This is a genomic window from Fimbriimonas sp. LA-C6 (assembly GCF_055398105.1).
This window is the reverse complement of sequence record NZ_AP038796.1, coordinates 2,708,959-2,727,457: the sequence shown is the minus strand read 5'-3', so window position 1 is coordinate 2,727,457 and position 18,499 is coordinate 2,708,959. Positions and strand designations below refer to the sequence as shown.

Below are 18,499 nucleotides of genomic sequence, written 5' to 3'. Positions count from 1 at the left end.
CTCAACGAGTTGTGCCAAAGATCGTCAATATCGGCAACCATCTGCGTTTATAAAACAGTCAAACTAAATGCATGTTTTCGGCGCTGATTCTGTCCGCGACACTCTTCGGCCACCACGCGGCACACTGCGGACAATGCACTTTTCTGCCTGATTACGACGACCAAGCTGGGCTACTTGCCATGACACAAGAAGCGGTAGCACCAGCAAACCAGACCCGCGAAGTCGACCCAGAAGAGAAGCACCTAACCAACCTCCGCCAGCTTACGTTTGGCGGACAGAACGCCGAGGCTTACTGGAACAAAGACTGCACCCAAATCATCTACCAAGCCCGAGTCCCCGGTTACCCCGACGAGCAGGTCTTCACCATGAACGCCGACGGAACCAACAAGAAACTCGTCAGCACAGGCAAAGGCCGATGCACCTGTAGCTACATCGCACCAGACAATAAGAAGATCTATTTCAGCAGCACCCACGAGCGAAACGAAGGACCCCAAGCCCCGGTCGATATGAGCAAAGGCTACGTGTGGGCCGTAAACGCAGACTACGCCCTCTACCGCGCAAACCTAGACGGTACGGGCCTACAAAGACTCTCCAACCACCCCGGATCGTACGTCGCCGAAACCACCATCGCCCCCAGCGGCAAATACATGGTCTGGACCAGCGACTTCGAGGGCGATCTCGATATCTACCGCTCCGATCTCAACTTCAAACACATCACCAAACTCACGGACCAAGTGGGCTACGATGGCGGCCCGTTCGTCAGCTGGGACTCCAAAAAAATCGCCTACCGCCGCGACGCTTTCACAGACGATAAGCAGATCGAGACCTACAAAGAGCTACTCAAACAGCACCTCATCCGCCCCAGCAAACTAGAGATCTGGGTGATGGATGCAGACGGAAAGAACAAGCGACAGGTCACCCGCCTAGGCTGCGCGTCCTTCGCCCCCTTCATCCACCCCGATGGCAAGCGAGTCATCTTCAGCTCCAACTACGGCGATCCAAAAGGACGCGAGTTCGATCTCTTCATCATCAACATTGACGGCACCGGACTCGAAAGAATCACCCACACCAAAGAGTTCGACGGCTTCCCCATGTTCACCAAAGACGGCAAGAAACTCATCTTCGCGTCCAACCGCTTCGGCAAGGTTCGCGGAGAAACAAACATCTTCGTCGCCGACTGGAAAGATTAAATTGGACGTTCGGCAAAGAACGAACCTAAATTAGAAACCCTGCTATGTGGGCAGGTGATCAAACCGATCCATCAAACCCCACATAGCTAACCCTCGCAGCCCGACCGGGGACAAGGCATATCAACGCCAACGCAAGAACCACCATCTACTTGATCGCCTCGTCACCTCGATCCGGATTATTCAGCACCTCTTCAACTTCCTTTCGAAACTTCTCGGGGAGCGAAGAATACGGAACGGCTGGGCCAGTTCCAGGGATCCGATCCGTTAGAGTATCGACGAGTTCGGCAATATCGTTGAAACGTACGTAAAAGTGAAGGTGCCGCAACCTACCAACCACAAATTTACGTTTCTCTAGCTCCTTCTTGGCAAGGACAGGATCCTCATGATGAGAGCAAGACTGGGCAACAGCACGGGCCTCCATTACTTCAGTGGGAGCGGTGCTATCCGTGACTGCAAACGATTCAGACTCGACAATATTAAGCGTCCCGGGTGCACCAATTCCATCATAGATCGCTTCCGAGGGCTCCCCAAGGATCCCCTTGAGGGGGATCGCGTCCTCATCCCCGCCCGCAGCAATCAGGTTTCGATCATGCGGACGAGGCTCCTGTAGTCCACGATCGATGTTGCAAATATCGAAGAGAATCCGGCGAGAATCTTCAGAGAGAACGCTGAGAGAAACGCCTCCGTTTAACGCCTGACGCTGAAGCCCTTCACCCAGAGAGCCGTAGAATTCTAACCACAAGCTGCTCGAATCAAAGAGACTCGTGTTCCTGATGTTGACCATATTCTCTAAGATCGACTTAAGCGATATGGAAATGCCATCAAAGGCAGCGACATCTCGCATGGGGTATCGATTCACATAATAGGCTTGCTGCTCAAGCGACATTCTGGGATTTGAGATTCTGGCCCTCAGATATTCACCTAGTAGCGAACGATCAATTCGTTTGGAGCGTTCCAAGAGCGGATGCGCTGGGCAAATCGTGATCCAGCCGTTCTCCCGGACGATATCAGCATCAACATTCTCCATCCTGTGAAGAAACTCCCCCACCCTTGGCATGACTGGTTTGTCATCAGGTTTCCGTGGCTCGGTGGATTCGTCATCACCCAGATCTGCATCTATGTAGAGAAAATCAGAGAGCATCGAATCCTGGATATAAGCGACCATCTGACTCTCCTCGACCTTAGCTATCTGTGACAGGATCGGAACGGAAAAGAAAGCCATCGGTTCATACTTCTCTGGCTTCAGGAACTGCTGTACCAACTCCTTCGGTGCGGTATGCCGATCCTCGCGCAGCCATTCCCACTCGGACGGAAACACGAGCCGTGGACCCTCAGAAACTGCTTTCTCATGCTGCTTGGGCTCTTCAAATCCAATCGCCGCGGTCTGATTGGCAAGGATTGGTCCACCTCTCTTGCCCACCATCAGGTGAAACATGAATCCACCCTCAACGCTTGAGACAACAAGCAAAACCTTCGTCGTGTTCTTATCATCCGCGGACCAGTCTGTGAGGGAACCAGCGCCCAAAGTCTTAGCATCGACGCCCTTCTTAACGGCAGCCTCAGTCCATACCGCTTGCTCCGCAAACATCCGATCCACAATCTTCTGCATCGCAGGCGTAAATGGCCGCTGCATCTTCGTGGGCAAAGAGGAGAACGTGACATACGACTCGCGAGACAACTCAGCCAGTTGAGAAGGAGTAAAAGCCAGAACCAATCTCTGCAAACCGATCAAAGATGGCATCTGCATGCGAAGCTTTCTCTGTAGCGGGCGATTCACCTTCGCGTCTCCCTTCGAGAGCCGCAAAAACTCGCTCGCAATGCTGCTCGCCTTCTCAGGAGTGAAGGCAACGTCGGGCTGAGCCCTCGCTTTGTATTGGACCAACGACTTCTCGATGTGCTGAAGCTGGATCTGCGCCTCTTTCTTCTGCTGGCGCTTCAAAACATCCACAGATCGCACCAACCGAAAGCCGCCCGACATAGGAACCCACTCAGCATCCAGAGTCATGGCAATCCGTTTCATCAGCTCCGCAGAAGACGCATGGTTCACATGAATGTAAACCACGTCATCCCGCGTAGAAGCTCCCGCCTCCAACGCCATCCCAAGCTCCTTCCCCAGTTCAGGCAGCAGCCGCGAGCAAGGGGCCGCCGGTGCGGCGAAAGTCACACTTTTATCTTGCGCAGGAGCAAGTGCGAGAAGGAGCAAAGGAAGATAAACCACAACGAATGTAGAACGTACTGAAAGCCCGTAGGGGTTCGACCTTATTCACACATTGTAACGACGATTGTTAAACAATCCAAAAGCCAAAGAATTCAGCCGAGACCCCAAACGTGGTTCATTTATCGCTCAAATTGGAACGATGACCCCATTGCATGATCCGCGCGTGCGAATTTCCGTATACTTTCAACGGAACGCCAGCGCGTTGTAGGAGGAACAGTCGATGGACGCAGGTCCTAGTCATAGTTATCCGATCACCACAAACCCAGAAACATCATCAACCGCGGGTGCAGAGCCATCGACTCAACCCTCGGCGGAGTGTGGACTCCTGCGCAGGCCCAACTAATTCCTGAGCCCCGTGGAGCCAACGCTCTCCGGGGCTTTTTCGTGTCTGAGCAACTCTCCCCCCACTGCCCAACCAAGAGGTGAAAAGTCATGGAAGTGCAACACAGAACACGAGAACCTGAAAGGAGCGAAGGATGATCCGCAACCTAAGCTTCGACAAAGCCCGATTCGCCAAATCAGGCGGACTACTCGCAGACATCGCGCTGATGCTGGGCGTCATCGCGCTCCTCTACATCCTGGCCAAGGTCGGCGCAGGCATGATGGTCGCCTTTAGACCGCCCTCCATCCTGCCCTCCATCGACCTAGACCCCAAAAACCTGCCCTACTACGCCGCCCGCTCAACGCTGCGGATGTTCATCGCGCTAGGTTTCTCAGTCGTTTTCACCCTCGTCTACGGCTACATCGCCGCCAAGAGCAAGCGAGCGGAGAGGGTCATGATCCCCCTCCTCGATATCCTCCAGTCTGTCCCCGTGCTCGGCTTCCTGTCCGTCACGGTCACGGGATTCATCGCCCTCTTTCCCGGCAGTCTCCTAGGCCTCGAGTGCGCCAGCCTATTCGCCATCTTCACGGGCCAAGTCTGGAACATGACCTTCGCCTTCTACCACTCGGTCATCACCATTCCCAAGGAACTGGACGAAGCCGCGCGCATGTTCCGAATGACCAAGATGCAGCGCTTCTGGAAGCTCGAAGTGCCGTCCTCCATGATCCCGCTGGTGTGGAACGGCATGATGAGCTTCGGCGGTGGCTGGTTCTTCGTCTCCGCCTCAGAAGCCATCAGCGTTCTCAACAAAAAGTACACCCTCCCCGGCTTGGGAGCCTACGTAGCCAGCGCCATCGAAGCCAAAGACCTCAGGGCAATCGCCTGGGCCGTGGTAACAATGACGCTGATCATTATCATCGTCGACCAGTTCTTCTGGAAGCCCCTCGTAGCCTGGGCAGAAAAGTACAAACTAGAGCGCAGCGCCTCGCAGTCCGTCCCAACATCCTGGGTCTACGACCTCCTCAAAGCATCGCGTATCCCCAAACAAGTCAGCCGCTCCCTCCGCCGCTTCCGCAGAAAGGTCGTTGCCCTTTTCCCAAAGAAGGCAACCCAACCTCACACAACAGTCGAGTTCAAAAAGCCCAAGAATGAAAAGCTAACCGATACCGTCTACGGAATTGTTCTCGGTGTCGTTCTCTGCTCCTCGGCCTACTTCGCCGCGAAATTCATTCTAGGAGAGGTCAAATCAAACGAGGTGCTCACCTGCATCGGCCTCGGCATCCTCACCATGCTTCGCGTGACCGTGCTGGTGATCCTCGGAACCGTCGTCTGGGTCCCCATCGGCGTCGCCATCGGCTTCAGCCCCAAACTCGGACGGATCTTCCAACCCGTCGTCCAGTTCCTAGCCTCGTTCCCAGCCAACTTCCTGTTCCCGGTGGCAACCATCTTCTTCCTGAAAACCGGAATCACCCTGAACTGGGGAAGCATGCTCCTCATGTCCCTCGGAGCACAGTGGTACATCCTCTTCAACGCCATCGCAGGTGCCATGGCCGTCCCAACGGACCTCCGTGAGATGTCCAAGAATATGCGCATGGGCCGCCGATCCATGTGGCAAAAAGTCATCATTCCGGCCATCTTCCCAGCGTGGGTCACAGGCGGTATCACAGCCTCAGGCGGCGCGTGGAACGCCAGCATCGTCTCCGAAATCGTCACATGGGGCGACAAAACCCTCACCGCGTCTGGCCTTGGCGCCTACATCAGCAAAGCAACCGAAGTCGGCGACTGGCCCCGAATCGTGCTCGGCGTCTCGCTCATGTGCATCTTCGTCGTAAGCATCAACCGACTCTTCTGGCGACGCCTCTATGTGCTCGCCCAATCAAGATACAAACTAGGATAACCGAGGTGTGAAATGGCAACCGTAGCAGAAACAAAGAACATGATTCTCGACCTACAGCGTGTCTCTAAGACCTTCCCCAGACCCGATTCTGGAGGAGCGTACAAAGTCTTAGAAGAGGTCACACTTCAGGTTCAAGAGGGTGAATTCATCGCCCTCCTTGGCCGCAGTGGAAGCGGAAAGAGCACCCTCCTCCGCATCGCCGCTGGCCTCATCAAGCCCACCACCGGCGTGGTCCAAAGTTCCGGAGTCCCCGTCCAAGGCTCAAACGCCGACGTCGCCATGGTCTTCCAGAGCTTCGCGCTCCTCCCATGGTTAACGGTTCTCGATAACGTCGAAATTGGACTAGAAAACATCGACGTCAACCACAAAGAAAAACGAAAGCGCGCCATCGAAGCCATCCGAATGGTCGGTCTCGAAGGTTTCGAAAAGGCCTACCCCAAAGAACTCAGCGGCGGAATGCAGCAACGTGTCGGCTTCGCCAGAGCCTTCGTGATGCGTCCTCGCGTCCTGATGCTCGACGAACCGTTCAGCGCCCTAGACGTCCTCACCGCAGAAAATCTACGCGGAGAAATCAGCGACCTCTGGGAGAGCGGTGAGTTCCCAGCCGAAAGCGTCCTCATGGTCACGCACAACATCGAGGAGGCCGTCCTCCTCGCCGACCGAGTCATCATCCTCGGCGCTAACCCCGGCCACGTACGCGGAGAGCTAAGAGTCGAACTCCCACAACCGCGCGACCGCAAGTCCGTGGCCTTCCGCGCGATGTGTGACCACATTTACACCATCATGACCAACCCGGAGACCAAGGTGACCCCCTTCGGAGTCCCCGTCGCCAAGGTCGAACAGGAACTCGCCCCCCTCCCTCATGCCCGAGCCGGTGCCATCAGTGGCTTCCTAGAACTGGTGCAGGATTACGGCGGACCCGAAGATGTTGCCGTCATCTCCGATCGCCTACGCCTAGAAGCCGATGACCTACTCCCCATCCTAGACGCTGCCGTCCTACTAGGCTTCGCCAAGGTAGAACACGGCGACGTCACGGTCACCGAAATAGGAAAGCAGTTCGCCGAAGCCGAAATCGAAGACGCCAAAGTGGTCTTCCGCAACCAGGTCATCGCCAACGCCCCGCTGGTAGCTCTCATCCATCGAACCCTAACGAACGTCAAACACCAGACCATGAAAGCCGACTTCTTCTTGGACATTCTGGACGAACGCCACAGCGACGAAGAGGCGCAACAGCAATTCAAAACAGCCATCGATTGGGGACGATACGCGGGTCTTTTCGACTACGACTCCGACGATCACCTCCTCACGCTCTACGGCGTAGGAAGAGAGCACGACGCAGCAGGCCTATAAAGCCGAAGCTTTGCCAAGAGTAAAGTAAAAGGTCGAGCCTGAGCCAACCTCAGACTCGGCCCAAATCTCCCCACCATGGCGGTTGATAATACGCTTCACATTAGCCAGCCCAATCCCAGTCCCCGGATACTCAAACGTCCCCACCAAACGCTCAAACGGGGAAAATATCCGATCCACATACTGCATCTCAAACCCAATGCCCTGGTCGCGGACGTAAAACGCCTGCCCCTTAGACGTCTCCATAGAACTCACTTCGATGACGCCACCGTTGGGCGAATACTTGATTGCGTTGTCAAGCAAGTTAATCAGAGCTGTCCGCACCAGCATAGGGTCGCCCACTGCAGGCAGATTCTCCGCAACCTGAATCTTCACAGGAGCCCCCATCGCATCCTGAACGTCTCGCGCCACATTGGATGCAATCTCCGCCATATTAAAAGGCTTGGAAAGGATGTCTTGCCGTGAGATCTTGGCGTAATCCAGCAGATCATCCATCATCTGAGCCAACCGTTTTGACGATGAGATCGACCGATTCAGCAGCTCCATCTGATCCCGCGTCAAAGTGCTCTCAGGGTCGGTTGCAAGAATGCGGGAATACCCTGCAATGGCCCGCAAAGGTGTGCGGAAATCATGGGCAATCGTGTAGCAAAACGCCTCTAACTCCGCAGTGGCCTCTTGCAAGGCCCTGGTCCGTTCAACCACTCGGAACTCCAACTCGCTTTCCAGTAACTTGCGTCGAGTTACCTCTGCCTCTAAATGCTCGATTGCACGCAGTTTCTTTTCGGAGAGCACCGCATTGCAGCAACTGATGAGCACCACGATGATGAGAGCGGTCCAACCCGCCGAATCAGGCGGCATCAACTGACCGCTAGGTTCGGCTACCCAGTACTGACATATCAAAACACCAGTAGTAAGCGCGCCGATTCCAGCATAAAAGCCCCGAAACCACGAGACAATCACGACGGCAAAATAGACTGCAACAAAGACGTACGTGTGTTGCATAACGCCCATCAAAGCAACACGTAGAGCACCTGCCGCACAGCCACAAGCAGCACCAAAAAGGAACCGAGACAAAGGCGCGTTAGTCTGCCACATCGCAGTCGTCATCCTAGTTCATCCCCCCAATGTATCGCGAGATACGAGATCTCACGTCTCCTATACTACGGAAAGTTCACACGCTACTCAAGGATTAACTTAAAGTACTTCAAATTTCATACACCGCGGTAGGATGAGGCCTCGAAGCCCACCTCATGCCTGCGGCATCTACAAAGCGCCAAGGAAGCTGCTCCCCCTTCCCAACAGAAAGCCCAATCCGGGGCCCTACCGCGATCCGAGTGACTCTCGGGCCAGGGAGAATATGCAGATCACGGCCAACTGACCCAACAAGCTCGCACCCATTGTGACGCTGATCAATACCAAACGCCTGACAAAGCTTGCCTGGGCCAGAGAGCAGTTGCGTGTCCTTAACAACCCCACGGCGCGACCGCATCTCATCAAGCCCCTCTAAAGGCTCCGCAGCCCGTACCAGCACCCCAGCAGCGCGCCCATTCTCGTGGGCGGAAACATTCAGCATCCAGTGGATCCCGTAGTTGAGATAGACGTAGGCTCGACCCGGTTCGCCGAACAACACCATGTTCTTCATCGCCGTCTTGCCAAAAGCATGGCAGCCCGGATCGTCCTCAGCCCGATAAGCTTCAGTCTCCACGATCCGGGCACGCATGCCACCACAAACCAGCTCGGCACCAAGCAGCGCCTTAGCCCCCTCAATCACATCCTCTCGCAGAACACTGAGGAGATCCTGCATAGACGAAACTTACAGTCCGAGGACTTTCTGAAGAAGCGCCTTCTGAGCGTGCAATCGGTTCTCAGCCTGATCCACTACCCGGCTCTGAGCACCATCCATCACGTCGTCCGTAACCTCAAATCCTCGTCGGGCAGGCAAGCAGTGCAAGAAGATGCTGTCCTTCTCAGCCATCGACATCACTCGAGAATTCACCTGGTACTTGTCGAACACCTTCAACCGGTGCTCCTGCTCATGCTCATCGCCCATCGAGACCCACACATCAGTGTAAATCACATGTGCGCCAGACATACCTTCCTCAAGGTCAGCCGTTTGCGTCAAACCAGGCATCGCTTCCAACTGGAAGTTCTCAGGACCACAGAGAGTGAACGGATACCCAAGCCGAGTCGCCAGCCGTGCCAGTGACCGCGCAACATTGTTCCCATCACCCACATAAGTGATCTTCACGCGCTCGCTGCCAAAGGCCTCCTGCACGGTCAACATGTCCGCCAAAGCCTGACAAGGATGCTCAAGCTCCGTAAGAGCGTTCACAACCGGCACATCGCACTCCTGAGCCAACTTCTCAAGATCCCGCTGCCAGTAAAGCCGAGCCACCACCGCACTACACCAACGAGAAAGGTTAGTGGCCACATCCCGGATCGATTCCCGAGTCCCCATCCCAATGTCGGCCTTGCTCAGATAAATCGGATGTCCACCCAACTCTCGAACAGCCGTCTCAAACGAAACGCGAGTCCGTAGAGAAGGCTTCTCAAACACCAACGCCACCGTGCGATTCTCAACCGGCTGAATCACCGACGGCGCCAGCTTTCTTCGTTGCTTGCTGTACGCCGCCAAGCTAAGAACTTCCTCAAGCTGAGCATCGCTCAAGCTGTCCACTGTCAGCACGTCGTGATAACCCTGAACCTGGGCAGACACGGTGGATTTCACGGCAAACACCGGAGCCTCAACCCCAAGAGCATCCGCCAAGATAGACAACGCCTTCGCCATCTGCTGCTCAGAAATGATCAACGGTGGAATCAACCGAACGGTCGACTCATCCGTCGCATTGATGATCAACTTGTTCTCAAAGCACTTCTTAACGACCTCTTTGGCAATCGGCTTGTCCAGGGCAATCCCAATCATCAAGCCCTTGCCGTCCACTTCAACCACGGAACTCATGGTCTTCAGCGCATCCATGGTCGATTGACCAAGTTTCGCTACGTGATCAAGAATCCCCTCATGCTCAATCGTGTCGATCACCGCAAGAGCCGCAGCGGAAACCAACGGGTTGCCGCCATAGGTCGTTCCATGGTCGCCTGGCTCCAAAATTGCCGCAGCCTTGGCATTCATCACACAAGCCCCAATCGGCACGCCGCCGCCAAGACCCTTCGCAAGAGCAATCACGTCCGGCTTAACACCAAAGTGTTGGAAAGCAAACCACTTACCAGTCCGCCCCATCCCGCTCTGAACCTCGTCCAGCATCAAAAGAGCGTTATGCTCGCGGCAAAGCTTCTCAGCCTCCAACATGAACTCTTCCGAAACCATGTGAACGCCGCCTTCACCCCGAACAGGCTCAATCAAGATCGCAGCCGTCTTGTGCGAAAACGCCTCTCGCAACGCCTGCATATCGTCGCAAGGGATATGAACAAATCCAGGAAGGGAAGGTTCAAAGGGACGTTGGAATTTCCGTTGCCCCGTCGCTGCAACCGCTCCCAAAGTTCGCCCATGGAAAGATCTCTGCAGCGTAATGATCTCGTAATCGCCATCCGGTCGCTTGGAGTTTCCGTGCTTGCGAGCAACCTTCAAAGCGGTCTCATTGGCCGTAGCGCCACAATTTGTTAAGAAAACTTTATCAAGACCACTGATCCGCACCAATTTCTCAGCCAACTGAGCCTGAGGAGCGGTGAGCAAATGGTTCGAAACATGAATCAGCTGCTGCGCCTGGCGACTGATAGCAGCAACCACAGCAGGGTGACAGTGGCCAAGTTGGCAAACGGCCACTCCCGCCAACATATCCAGGTATTCATTGCCTCGGTTATCCCAAAGCGAACAACCAGCACCCTGCACGAAAAGTGCAGGCATCCTATTGTAAAGTTTAACAAGATACTGGTCGTCGAGTTCTTTAATGGTGTCGTATTTGAGCATGGGCTAGGTTCTTCGTGAAAAGCGTAGAGAGCGCTACATCGCGCTGGTTCGGAGAAGAACGGTGATAAGGGGAGCCGGTTTGCGACATCGCGGAACAGGAGTGAACACAGCCCCCCTAGCTACGGCGGAGCGCACGACGCAGACGGCGTCGCAGTGGAGATTCACATACTGGCTCGGTGTAATTCACCATGCAAAAAACACATTACCACAAGGACTGAATCCTTATTGGTTTTTAAATCGTTGCTATAATGCGGTGAGATTGAATTGTATTGGTGATTTCCCTAGGTGGTATAACAGCCGTTCGAGGGAGATTTTGTCCAGTACATCTTCGATCTCGTCAAAACTGGAGGTGTTCGAATTATGAAGAAGATTTTCGCGCTCGTAATGGTAATCAGCGTTCTCGGTGCATTTGTTGGCGGTTGCGGTCCTAAGGACGACGCAGCTAAGTCTGAGACTCCTGCTGCAGGCAAGGATGCAAAAGAGCCAGCAAAAGACGCTAAGTAAGCTGATTCCAGCATACGGCGCATAGACCGATTTATCGGTCACTGAGTTGGAAAGGCTCCCGAGCTTGCTCGGGGGCCTTTCTGGGTATTTAGCCCTGGTAATCGCCGTGCAAAATAGTGTTTTCGAGGTCACCCTCAAAACTCACTTCGCCACCCAAGATCGAGCGCTTGATCGCTCCAGAAACCTTGACCTTCGCACCGGGAAGAACCACCGAGTCCTCAATCGAAGCGCACTCAACCGTAGCGCCCTCTCCAACCACGACCTTCTCACCAACCGTCCCGGTCACGCTACCGGCCACCAAAGGCTTTCCATCAGCCAAGAACGCACTGACCTCAAGGAAGGAGTCCAATGTGCCCGTATCAAACCAAGTGCCTTCGTAAACGCCTGCAAGAACCGTCTGGCCTCGGTCGATCAGCATCTGGATCGCATCCGTGATCTCATACTCGCCACGAGCACTTGGCTGAAGCTCAGGAAGCACATCCCAAATCTCTGGCCCAAAGAAGTACAAGCCCGCCATCGCAAGATTCGACTCAGGCTCCTGAGGCTTCTCAACAAGCTTCACAATCCGCTCGCCTTCCACGTTAGCCACGCCATACCGTCGAGGGTCCTCAACAGGTTTCACCAAGTTGAGATTCGCGCAGCCACTCTCCAAAAATCGATCCGCAAACGGCTTCAATGTGCTGCTGTAAATGGCGTCGCCCAGATAAAGCACGAACGAATCGCCCCCCACAAACTCCTTGGCAAACCCAACCGCATGGGCCAAACCGTTCGGTGAGGTCTGGCGAACATAGCTGAAGTTCAAACCAAACTGGGAACCATCGCCGAGAGCCTGCTTCATGCTCTCCTCGTTCTCACCCACCACGATGCAAAGCTCCGTGACCCCAATCTCCTTCAACTTGTCAAAGGCGTACTCTAAAGTCGGTCGGTTTGCCAATGGCAAAATCGGTTTAGGCACAACGTGCGTGACTGGGTACAGGCGACTGCCTTTACCCGCTGCGAGGATAACTCCTTTCATATTCTCCTTCTCGCCCTCCTACAGGCTGAACTTTCGTTCAAGTGCCACCACAATACCCGCCGTGCGGTAGCCTGAGAATGCCATGGATGGTAAGCAAAACATACAAAGTCGATTTTGTCGATTCCTATCGGCTCCAGCCGTGCTTTTAGCGTTTTGTCTAGGTTGCCGAGGCGAAGAGAAGGTCGCTTACAAGACCTACGCAACAGAGCCACCTCCCTACACGCCTTCAGAAAGCGGCTCAAACGCGTACGATGTCTACATCCAGGCATCCAAGGCCCTAGACGCAGCATTCGCCGCCCAAGAGAAGAAATCTGCCAGCACCGACGCTGACGTCCTCCTCACACGCACCACCTTCACCGGCCCCCAAAAACTCGCATGCCGCAAGGCCGCCGAACCCGCTCTCAAAGTCCTCCAGAGAGCCATGGGCAAAGTATGCGACTTCAAATACACCCCCGCCAAGTTCGGCAAAGCCCTCCCCTACCGCTCCGAATGGCGGATGCTGGGCCGCTGCCTCCGCTGGAGAATTGACGCGTACTGCGAACAAGGCCAATTTGACGAAGCCATCCGAGACACCATCCTCGCCACCAAACTCGGCTTCGACCTCACCGGCGGCAGCCCCACCGACGCCATGCTCGGCTCCGTCATCGCTGCAGATGCCCGCCGCGCGCTCGTGAAATTCTCACCCAAACTCAGCGCAGCACAGCTAAGCAAGCTATCTCAAGGCATCAAACAAGTCTATGTAAACCGACCGCCCATAGAGAACTGCATCAAAAATGGCGAGCTGGACATGATGGTCAGCGTCCAAGCCGTCCAAGATGCTTTCCAAAAAGAGGACTACACACTCATCGAAAAAGCCCTCGGACAGGACGCCAAAGACCCCGTTCAGTATCTGAAAGACCTCCACTCCAAAAGATCCTCAGAAAAACTCGCCTATTTCGACGGCCTCGCACAAGACGGAAAAGACGAAGTCCAAAAAATCCTAAAGCTTTCTCAAATGTCCTACGCCGATCGCAAACCACTATGGGATGAAAAGAAGAAATCGTCCGACCCATGGAAACGGTTCGACAAACACTTCTTCGGCATCGGCAAGCCGCTCCTAGCCATGATGGATGACTTTCGAGCGCGCACAAAACTCTTCATCCTCGACGCAGAAATCCTCCGAACCATCAAAACACAAGGCTCGGCCCCACTAGACCTCCACGGCTTCACCAAGGAACTAACAGAAGACCCCTACACAGGCCACAGCTTCGGATATCACGCAGACAACACCGACTTCCGCGTATACAGCGTCGGCGAGGATCTAACCGACAACGCCGGCGACACGGACGATACTTTCACGAGGCCAGACCTACAAGTTGAACGAACTCAGCAATAGTCAGCGTCGGTAAGAGTATTCTAAATTCTGATGTCTGAAATGAGTGAAAGGTGTATTTCAATTAATGAGCTGGCCGGAACGCAGTTGGCAACAGGTTTAACACCTGAACAACTCGAAGTGCTTGCCCAAAACGCCCAGATTTGCGTGTTCCAAGATGGTGAGAACATCGTGGAGTCTGCCGATGCAACCCACTCCCTCTACCTGCTCATCAGCGGCCAGGGTCAGGTCAAAGGCAGCTTCGATCAAGACGTAAACCTCATCGAATCGGGCAGCCTCATCGGCGAAATGTCCTTCCTCGATGGCAAACCCCGCTCAGCATCCGTCATCAGCGTAGGCCCATCCAGCTGCGCGGTCTTCTCCCACGAGATGATCAACAAAATCCGCACCGAGCGCCCAGACATCATGGTCCAGATGATGTGGAATCTAAGCTTGGTCCTCTGCGAAAAGCTCCGCCGAACCTCCCGCCTCATCGACGCACTCTCCATCACAGGCGTCTAAAACGCGTAGCCTCTGTGATCACCACAGAGGCCAACCCGTAGAATTCTCTGGTGCAAATCACAGCGCAGTTTCGCGTCAATAGACCGGAACCAAACCTTAAGACTTCCTTAATGCGCCACAATTGAGGACATATCCTCGGTGTTATCGAATGAGAGTCCCCTTCTACGACATCAAAGCTCAGTACGACGAGCTAGCCCCACAGATCGATCAGGTAGTGCACGAAGTCATCTCCAGTGGCTCCTACATCATTGGTAAACACCACAACACACTCGAAACCGAAGTCGCCGAACTCCACAACTGCAAACACGGAATCGCGCTCAACTCAGGCACCGATGCACTCCGCATCATGATGGACGCCAACGAGATCGGACGAGGCGATGAGGTCATCACCACAGCCTTCACCTTCGTGGCCAGCACAGAAACCATCGTTCAAACAGGCGCCAAACCCGTCTTCGTAGACATCGACCCAAGAACCTTCATGATGGACCCCTCCAAGATCGAGGAAGCCATCACCCCCAACACCAAAGCCATCATGCCGATCCACCTCTTCGGCCAAATGGCAGATATGAAGGCCATCGGAGACATCGCGAAAAAGAATAATCTCGTCGTGCTGGAAGACGCAGCCCAAGCCATCGGCTGCACCCAAAACGGCATCCCAGCCGGAAACTTCGGCGTCGCAGCTGGCTTCAGCTTCTACGTCACCAAGAACCTGGGCGCCGCAGGCGACGCAGGCATGATCGTCTGTAACGACGACGAAATCGCCGACCGATGCAAGTCGATCCGAATCCACGGCATGGGTCGCGAGCGATACTACTACGACTACGTAGGCTACACCTCCCGAATGGACGAAGTCCAAGCCGCAGTCCTCCGCATGAAGCTCACCAAACTGGCCGCATGGAACGCCCGTCGAGCCGAACTCGCCGCCATATACGCTGAGACTCTCTCGGGAACCGACATCCTCTTGCCAATCACGGCAGAAGGCAATAACAACACCTGGCACCAGTACAGCATCCGAACCCCTAACCGAGCCGAGCTACAAGCTTTCCTCAAGGAACAGGGAATCGACTCGATGATCTACTACCCAGTGCCACTCCACTTCCACAAACCCTACGCAGGCTATGGAAAGTCTAAAGGCGACCTACCCCAAACCGAACAGGTATCCGAAGAGATCCTAAACCTGCCTCTTCACCCACATCTGAGCGACGAGCAAGTCCGACACGTCGCCCACACCGTAGCCCAGTTCGCCGAGTCGAAGCGAACTGCCAACGTCTAAAGCAACCGCTCCCCTAGGTCTAAGTTTTCTCATCCTAGGGGAGCATCCAACCAGGAACCTGACTATACTTTTGCGATGCTGAGGACGCGCGTCATCACCGGCCCCGGCCTTTATGCGGAGCTAGAAAGCTCTTGGAAACAACTCGTTCAAGAGTCACCCACCGCTACCCCATTCCAAACCTGGGAGTGGCACAGCACCTGGCAGCGCTTCTACGGCCGCCAACGCAAACCCATCGCCTTCGCGTTCTATGAAGGGGAAGACCTCGTGGGACTCATGCCCATGACCCGCGCGCTAGGACCCTGGCGAACACTCCGACCAAGTGGCATCGGACCGTCCGACTACCTCCATCCATTGGCCCGACCCGATTACGAAGATTCCGTCGCAAAGCAGTTCGTAGAAGAACTCCACGACACAAATCTAGCGGACCTCATCGATCTCCACCAAGTCCGAGACATACGCCCGCTAACCTCAGCCGTCCCCGAAGGGTGCGAAATAGAGCAGGCAACATGCCTCGTCCTAGACCTCCCAGCCACCTACGAGGACTACCTCCAAACACTCGGCAAGAGCCTCCGCTACGACGTCCGCAAACTCGACAAGTCTCTCTTCAAAGAAGGCCGCGCAAACGTCGAAAACGTCACATCTAACAACATTCAAAACGGCCTAGACATCCTCTTCGAACAGCACAAACTGAGATGGAAAAAACGCCACCTCCCCGGCGCATTCCTCGGTAAAGCCATCCAGTTCCACCGAGAGTGGTGCGAACTAGCGGTGCGCAACAACTGGCTTCAGTTAGGAATTCTTAACCTAGATGGTTCACCCATCGGCGCAATCTATGCAATGACCCTGGGAGATACGACGTACTACTACCAGGCAGGCTTCGACCCCGCTCACGGCTCCGTGTCACCAGGCACACTCCTAGTGGCCCACACCATCCGTGCAGCAATCGAGCGTGGCCAAAAGAGGTTCGACTTCATGAGAGGAGACGAACCCTACAAGCGAAGATGGAAACCCCAGAACGAGCACAAAAATCTCCGATTAGTATTCCCTTCGAGGGCCATTCCCGGGAAAATGGGTGCTGCCTGGAACGTCGCGGGAAATCAGATCGAAAACAAGATTCGAGCGCGCTTCGAGGGCAAAGGACTCCTGTAAGAAAAGGTAGCCTGAACGAGAAATTATGGGGGAGGTAAAAAAGCCGCATGTTGCGATCATCGTTCCAGCCTTTAACGAAGAGGCGCGGATCGCAAACGTACTCAAAGCAGTTCTAGGCTCTAAACTCGCCACGGAATTCATTGTCGTCAGCGATGGCAGCTCAGACAACACCGCCGCTGTAGCCGCAAAACACCCCAAAGTTTCCGTCATAGACCTCACCACCAACGTCGGCAAAGGTGGAGCCATGGCAGCAGGCGTAAAAGCCACACGCGCGCCTTACATTGCCTTTGTAGACGCAGATCTCAACGGCCTCAGACCTGAACACATCGACCAGATCATCCTCCCAGTCCTCACCAACGACTGCGAGATGTGCGTCGGCATCTTCCGAGGCGGCAAAATGTGGAGCGACACCGCCCAACGCATCTCTCCCTATCTCAGCGGACAAAGAGCCATGCGCCGTGAACTGTTCGAGTCAGTCGCCTACATCAACGAACTCAGAATGGGCGTCGAAGTAGCACTCAACTCAGCCGCCAAACGCAGAAAGGCAAGAGTCCTCAGAGTCGTCCTCAGAGGGGTCAGCAACAGTCACAAAGAACAGAAAATGGGTCTCGTCAAAGGCATCCAAGCCCGTGGCAAGATGTACAAAGAGATCACCGAGGCCATGGTCCGTACCCGCAAAAAGCGACGTCCACCGAAAACCCGCAACCGCTGGCTCTAACCACCTTTCTTCAGCATCGCCAATAAAACCGGTGCTCCAATCACACTCGTCACAATGCCCACAGGCACTTCCATACCGGGTGTGTGGGTCAGATAGCTCAAACCGCGCTGGGCAATAGAGTCCGCCACCACCAACAGAAGCGCCCCGATCAAAGTCGAACCGATCAGCGACCACCGCCAATCAACACCCACCATCTTCCGGGCTAAATGAGGAGCCACCAGGCCAAGAAACCCGATCATCCCCACAGTGCCCACCGCAACGGCAGTCATCGCACTCCCAGTCAGAAGGATCACCCGAGTAAGACCCGGAACATTCACGCCCAGTCGCTGAGCCACATCCCCGCCCATCGCCAACGCATTCAATCGCCGCGACTCCCGCAGCAAAACCACCAACCCAATCGCCAGAACCACCGCCAAAACAGCGATCTTCATCCAGCTCCCATTGCTGGTGTCACCCAACAGCCACCGCAAGATCTCCGTGGTGTCCTTCTGAGCAGACAACAACACAACCGACAGCATGGAGGAAGTGAAGGATCCAGTCACCACGCCAGCCAACAACAAGGTGCGAATATCCACCACACCATGCCGCCGAGATAGCCCGTACACCACGACCAAACTGATCATCCCGCCCACAAAACCAAACGCCGAAAGCGACAACCCACCCAGAGCTGTGCCCACACCAAGCAGAACCGCAATGCTTCCGCCAACAGCCGCACCCCCAGAAACCCCCACCACGTAAGGATCAGCCAGCGGATTGCGAAACAGGGCCTGAAAAGAAGACCCCACCGCTCCCAACAACCCACCGACTAAAAGACAGAGCAGCACCCTTGGCAACCGCAGCTGCCACACAATGGTGTTCGTGGCGTCCCCGGAATCGCTTGGACCACGAAACAGCTCACCCAGAATCACGGAAGGGGAGAGACTCGCGTGCGTGCCAATCCACACGTGCAGCACCACAAAAACGCACATCGCCAGCAGAAGTGCGAGGAAAATACGGGCTGGACGACGCGGAGACACGGGCCATTATAGCCCCTGCGGATATACTGCCAAGTAAGGTGAACACCCTAAC

15 protein-coding genes are annotated in these 18,499 nt (G+C 55.0%); 9 read left to right on the top strand and 6 right to left on the bottom strand.

Annotation, left to right across the window (positions count from 1 at the left end):
* Positions 1-71 precede the first annotated feature (71 nt).
* Entirely contained in the window at positions 72-1,190 is a 1,119-nt protein-coding gene (locus ACZ51B_RS12655) for a TolB family protein (protein WP_464293695.1), read from the top strand.
* Positions 1,191-1,335: 145 nt separating this feature from the next.
* Here the strand turns inward: ACZ51B_RS12655 and ACZ51B_RS12650 are convergent, their stop codons facing one another.
* On the bottom strand, positions 1,336-3,393 hold the full coding sequence (locus ACZ51B_RS12650; RefSeq protein WP_464293694.1) for a hypothetical protein: 2,058 nt from the start codon (positions 3,391-3,393) through the stop codon (positions 1,336-1,338).
* Between the two features lie 491 nt (positions 3,394-3,884).
* Between ACZ51B_RS12650 and ACZ51B_RS12645 the strand changes: the two genes are divergently transcribed.
* Both ACZ51B_RS12645 and ACZ51B_RS12640 read left to right on the top strand, forming a co-directional pair.
* On the top strand, positions 3,885-5,627 hold the full coding sequence (locus ACZ51B_RS12645; RefSeq protein WP_464293693.1) for an ABC transporter permease: 1,743 nt from the start codon (positions 3,885-3,887) through the stop codon (positions 5,625-5,627).
* Between the two features lie 12 nt (positions 5,628-5,639).
* Positions 5,640-6,977: an ABC transporter ATP-binding protein gene (locus ACZ51B_RS12640; RefSeq protein WP_464293692.1), complete on the top strand. Its 1,338-nt coding sequence runs from the start codon at positions 5,640-5,642 to the stop codon at positions 6,975-6,977.
* Here ACZ51B_RS12640 and ACZ51B_RS12635 read toward each other — a convergent pair.
* The 3 genes from ACZ51B_RS12635 to ACZ51B_RS12625 all read right to left on the bottom strand — a co-directional run bounded on the left by ACZ51B_RS12635 (position 6,972) and on the right by ACZ51B_RS12625 (position 10,899).
* Positions 6,972-8,069, bottom strand: a complete 1,098-nt coding sequence (locus tag ACZ51B_RS12635; protein ID WP_464293691.1) for a sensor histidine kinase — start codon at positions 8,067-8,069, stop codon at positions 6,972-6,974. The genes ACZ51B_RS12640 and ACZ51B_RS12635 overlap by 6 nt on opposite strands.
* A 109-nt stretch (positions 8,070-8,178) precedes the next feature.
* Complete coding sequence (locus ACZ51B_RS12630) at positions 8,179-8,778, bottom strand: DNA-3-methyladenine glycosylase (protein ID WP_464293690.1); 600 nt, start codon at positions 8,776-8,778, stop codon at positions 8,179-8,181.
* Between the two features lie 9 nt (positions 8,779-8,787).
* Complete coding sequence (locus ACZ51B_RS12625; RefSeq protein ID WP_464293689.1) at positions 8,788-10,899, bottom strand: acetylornithine transaminase; 2,112 nt, start codon at positions 10,897-10,899, stop codon at positions 8,788-8,790.
* 360 nt (positions 10,900-11,259) lie between these two features.
* Here ACZ51B_RS12625 and ACZ51B_RS12620 point away from each other — a divergent pair, with 360 nt between their 5' ends.
* Positions 11,260-11,403, top strand: coding sequence for a hypothetical protein (locus ACZ51B_RS12620; RefSeq protein WP_464293688.1), 144 nt, complete (start codon positions 11,260-11,262; stop codon positions 11,401-11,403).
* Between the two features lie 88 nt (positions 11,404-11,491).
* Here ACZ51B_RS12620 and ACZ51B_RS12615 read toward each other — a convergent pair whose 3' ends face one another.
* The gene (locus ACZ51B_RS12615) at positions 11,492-12,418 is read right to left on the bottom strand and encodes a sugar phosphate nucleotidyltransferase (RefSeq protein WP_464293687.1); all 927 of its coding nucleotides are present in this window, start codon (positions 12,416-12,418) and stop codon (positions 11,492-11,494) included.
* 82 nt (positions 12,419-12,500) lie between these two features.
* Here ACZ51B_RS12615 and ACZ51B_RS12610 point away from each other — a divergent pair, with 82 nt between their 5' ends.
* The 5 genes from ACZ51B_RS12610 (at position 12,501) to ACZ51B_RS12590 (ending at position 17,431) form a co-directional block, all read left to right on the top strand.
* Complete coding sequence (locus ACZ51B_RS12610; protein ID WP_464293686.1) at positions 12,501-13,793, top strand: hypothetical protein; 1,293 nt, start codon at positions 12,501-12,503, stop codon at positions 13,791-13,793.
* Between the two features lie 84 nt (positions 13,794-13,877).
* Positions 13,878-14,291 (top strand): Crp/Fnr family transcriptional regulator, encoded by a 414-nt coding sequence (locus ACZ51B_RS12605; protein ID WP_464293685.1) that lies wholly within the window; start codon positions 13,878-13,880, stop codon positions 14,289-14,291.
* 148 nt (positions 14,292-14,439) lie between these two features.
* Entirely contained in the window at positions 14,440-15,564 is a 1,125-nt protein-coding gene (locus ACZ51B_RS12600; RefSeq protein ID WP_464293684.1) for a DegT/DnrJ/EryC1/StrS family aminotransferase, read from the top strand.
* A 75-nt stretch (positions 15,565-15,639) separates the two neighbouring features.
* Entirely contained in the window at positions 15,640-16,713 is a 1,074-nt protein-coding gene (locus tag ACZ51B_RS12595; protein WP_464293683.1) for a GNAT family N-acetyltransferase, read from the top strand.
* 25 nt (positions 16,714-16,738) lie between these two features.
* Positions 16,739-17,431, top strand: coding sequence for a glycosyltransferase family 2 protein (locus ACZ51B_RS12590; protein ID WP_464293682.1), 693 nt, complete (start codon positions 16,739-16,741; stop codon positions 17,429-17,431).
* On the opposite strand, the gene ACZ51B_RS12585 is transcribed toward ACZ51B_RS12590, so the two are convergent.
* A complete protein-coding gene (locus tag ACZ51B_RS12585; protein WP_464293681.1) occupies positions 17,428-18,447 on the bottom strand; it encodes a FecCD family ABC transporter permease in 1,020 nt (339 codons plus the stop codon). The genes ACZ51B_RS12590 and ACZ51B_RS12585 overlap by 4 nt on opposite strands.
* Positions 18,448-18,499: the final 52 nt, after the last annotated feature.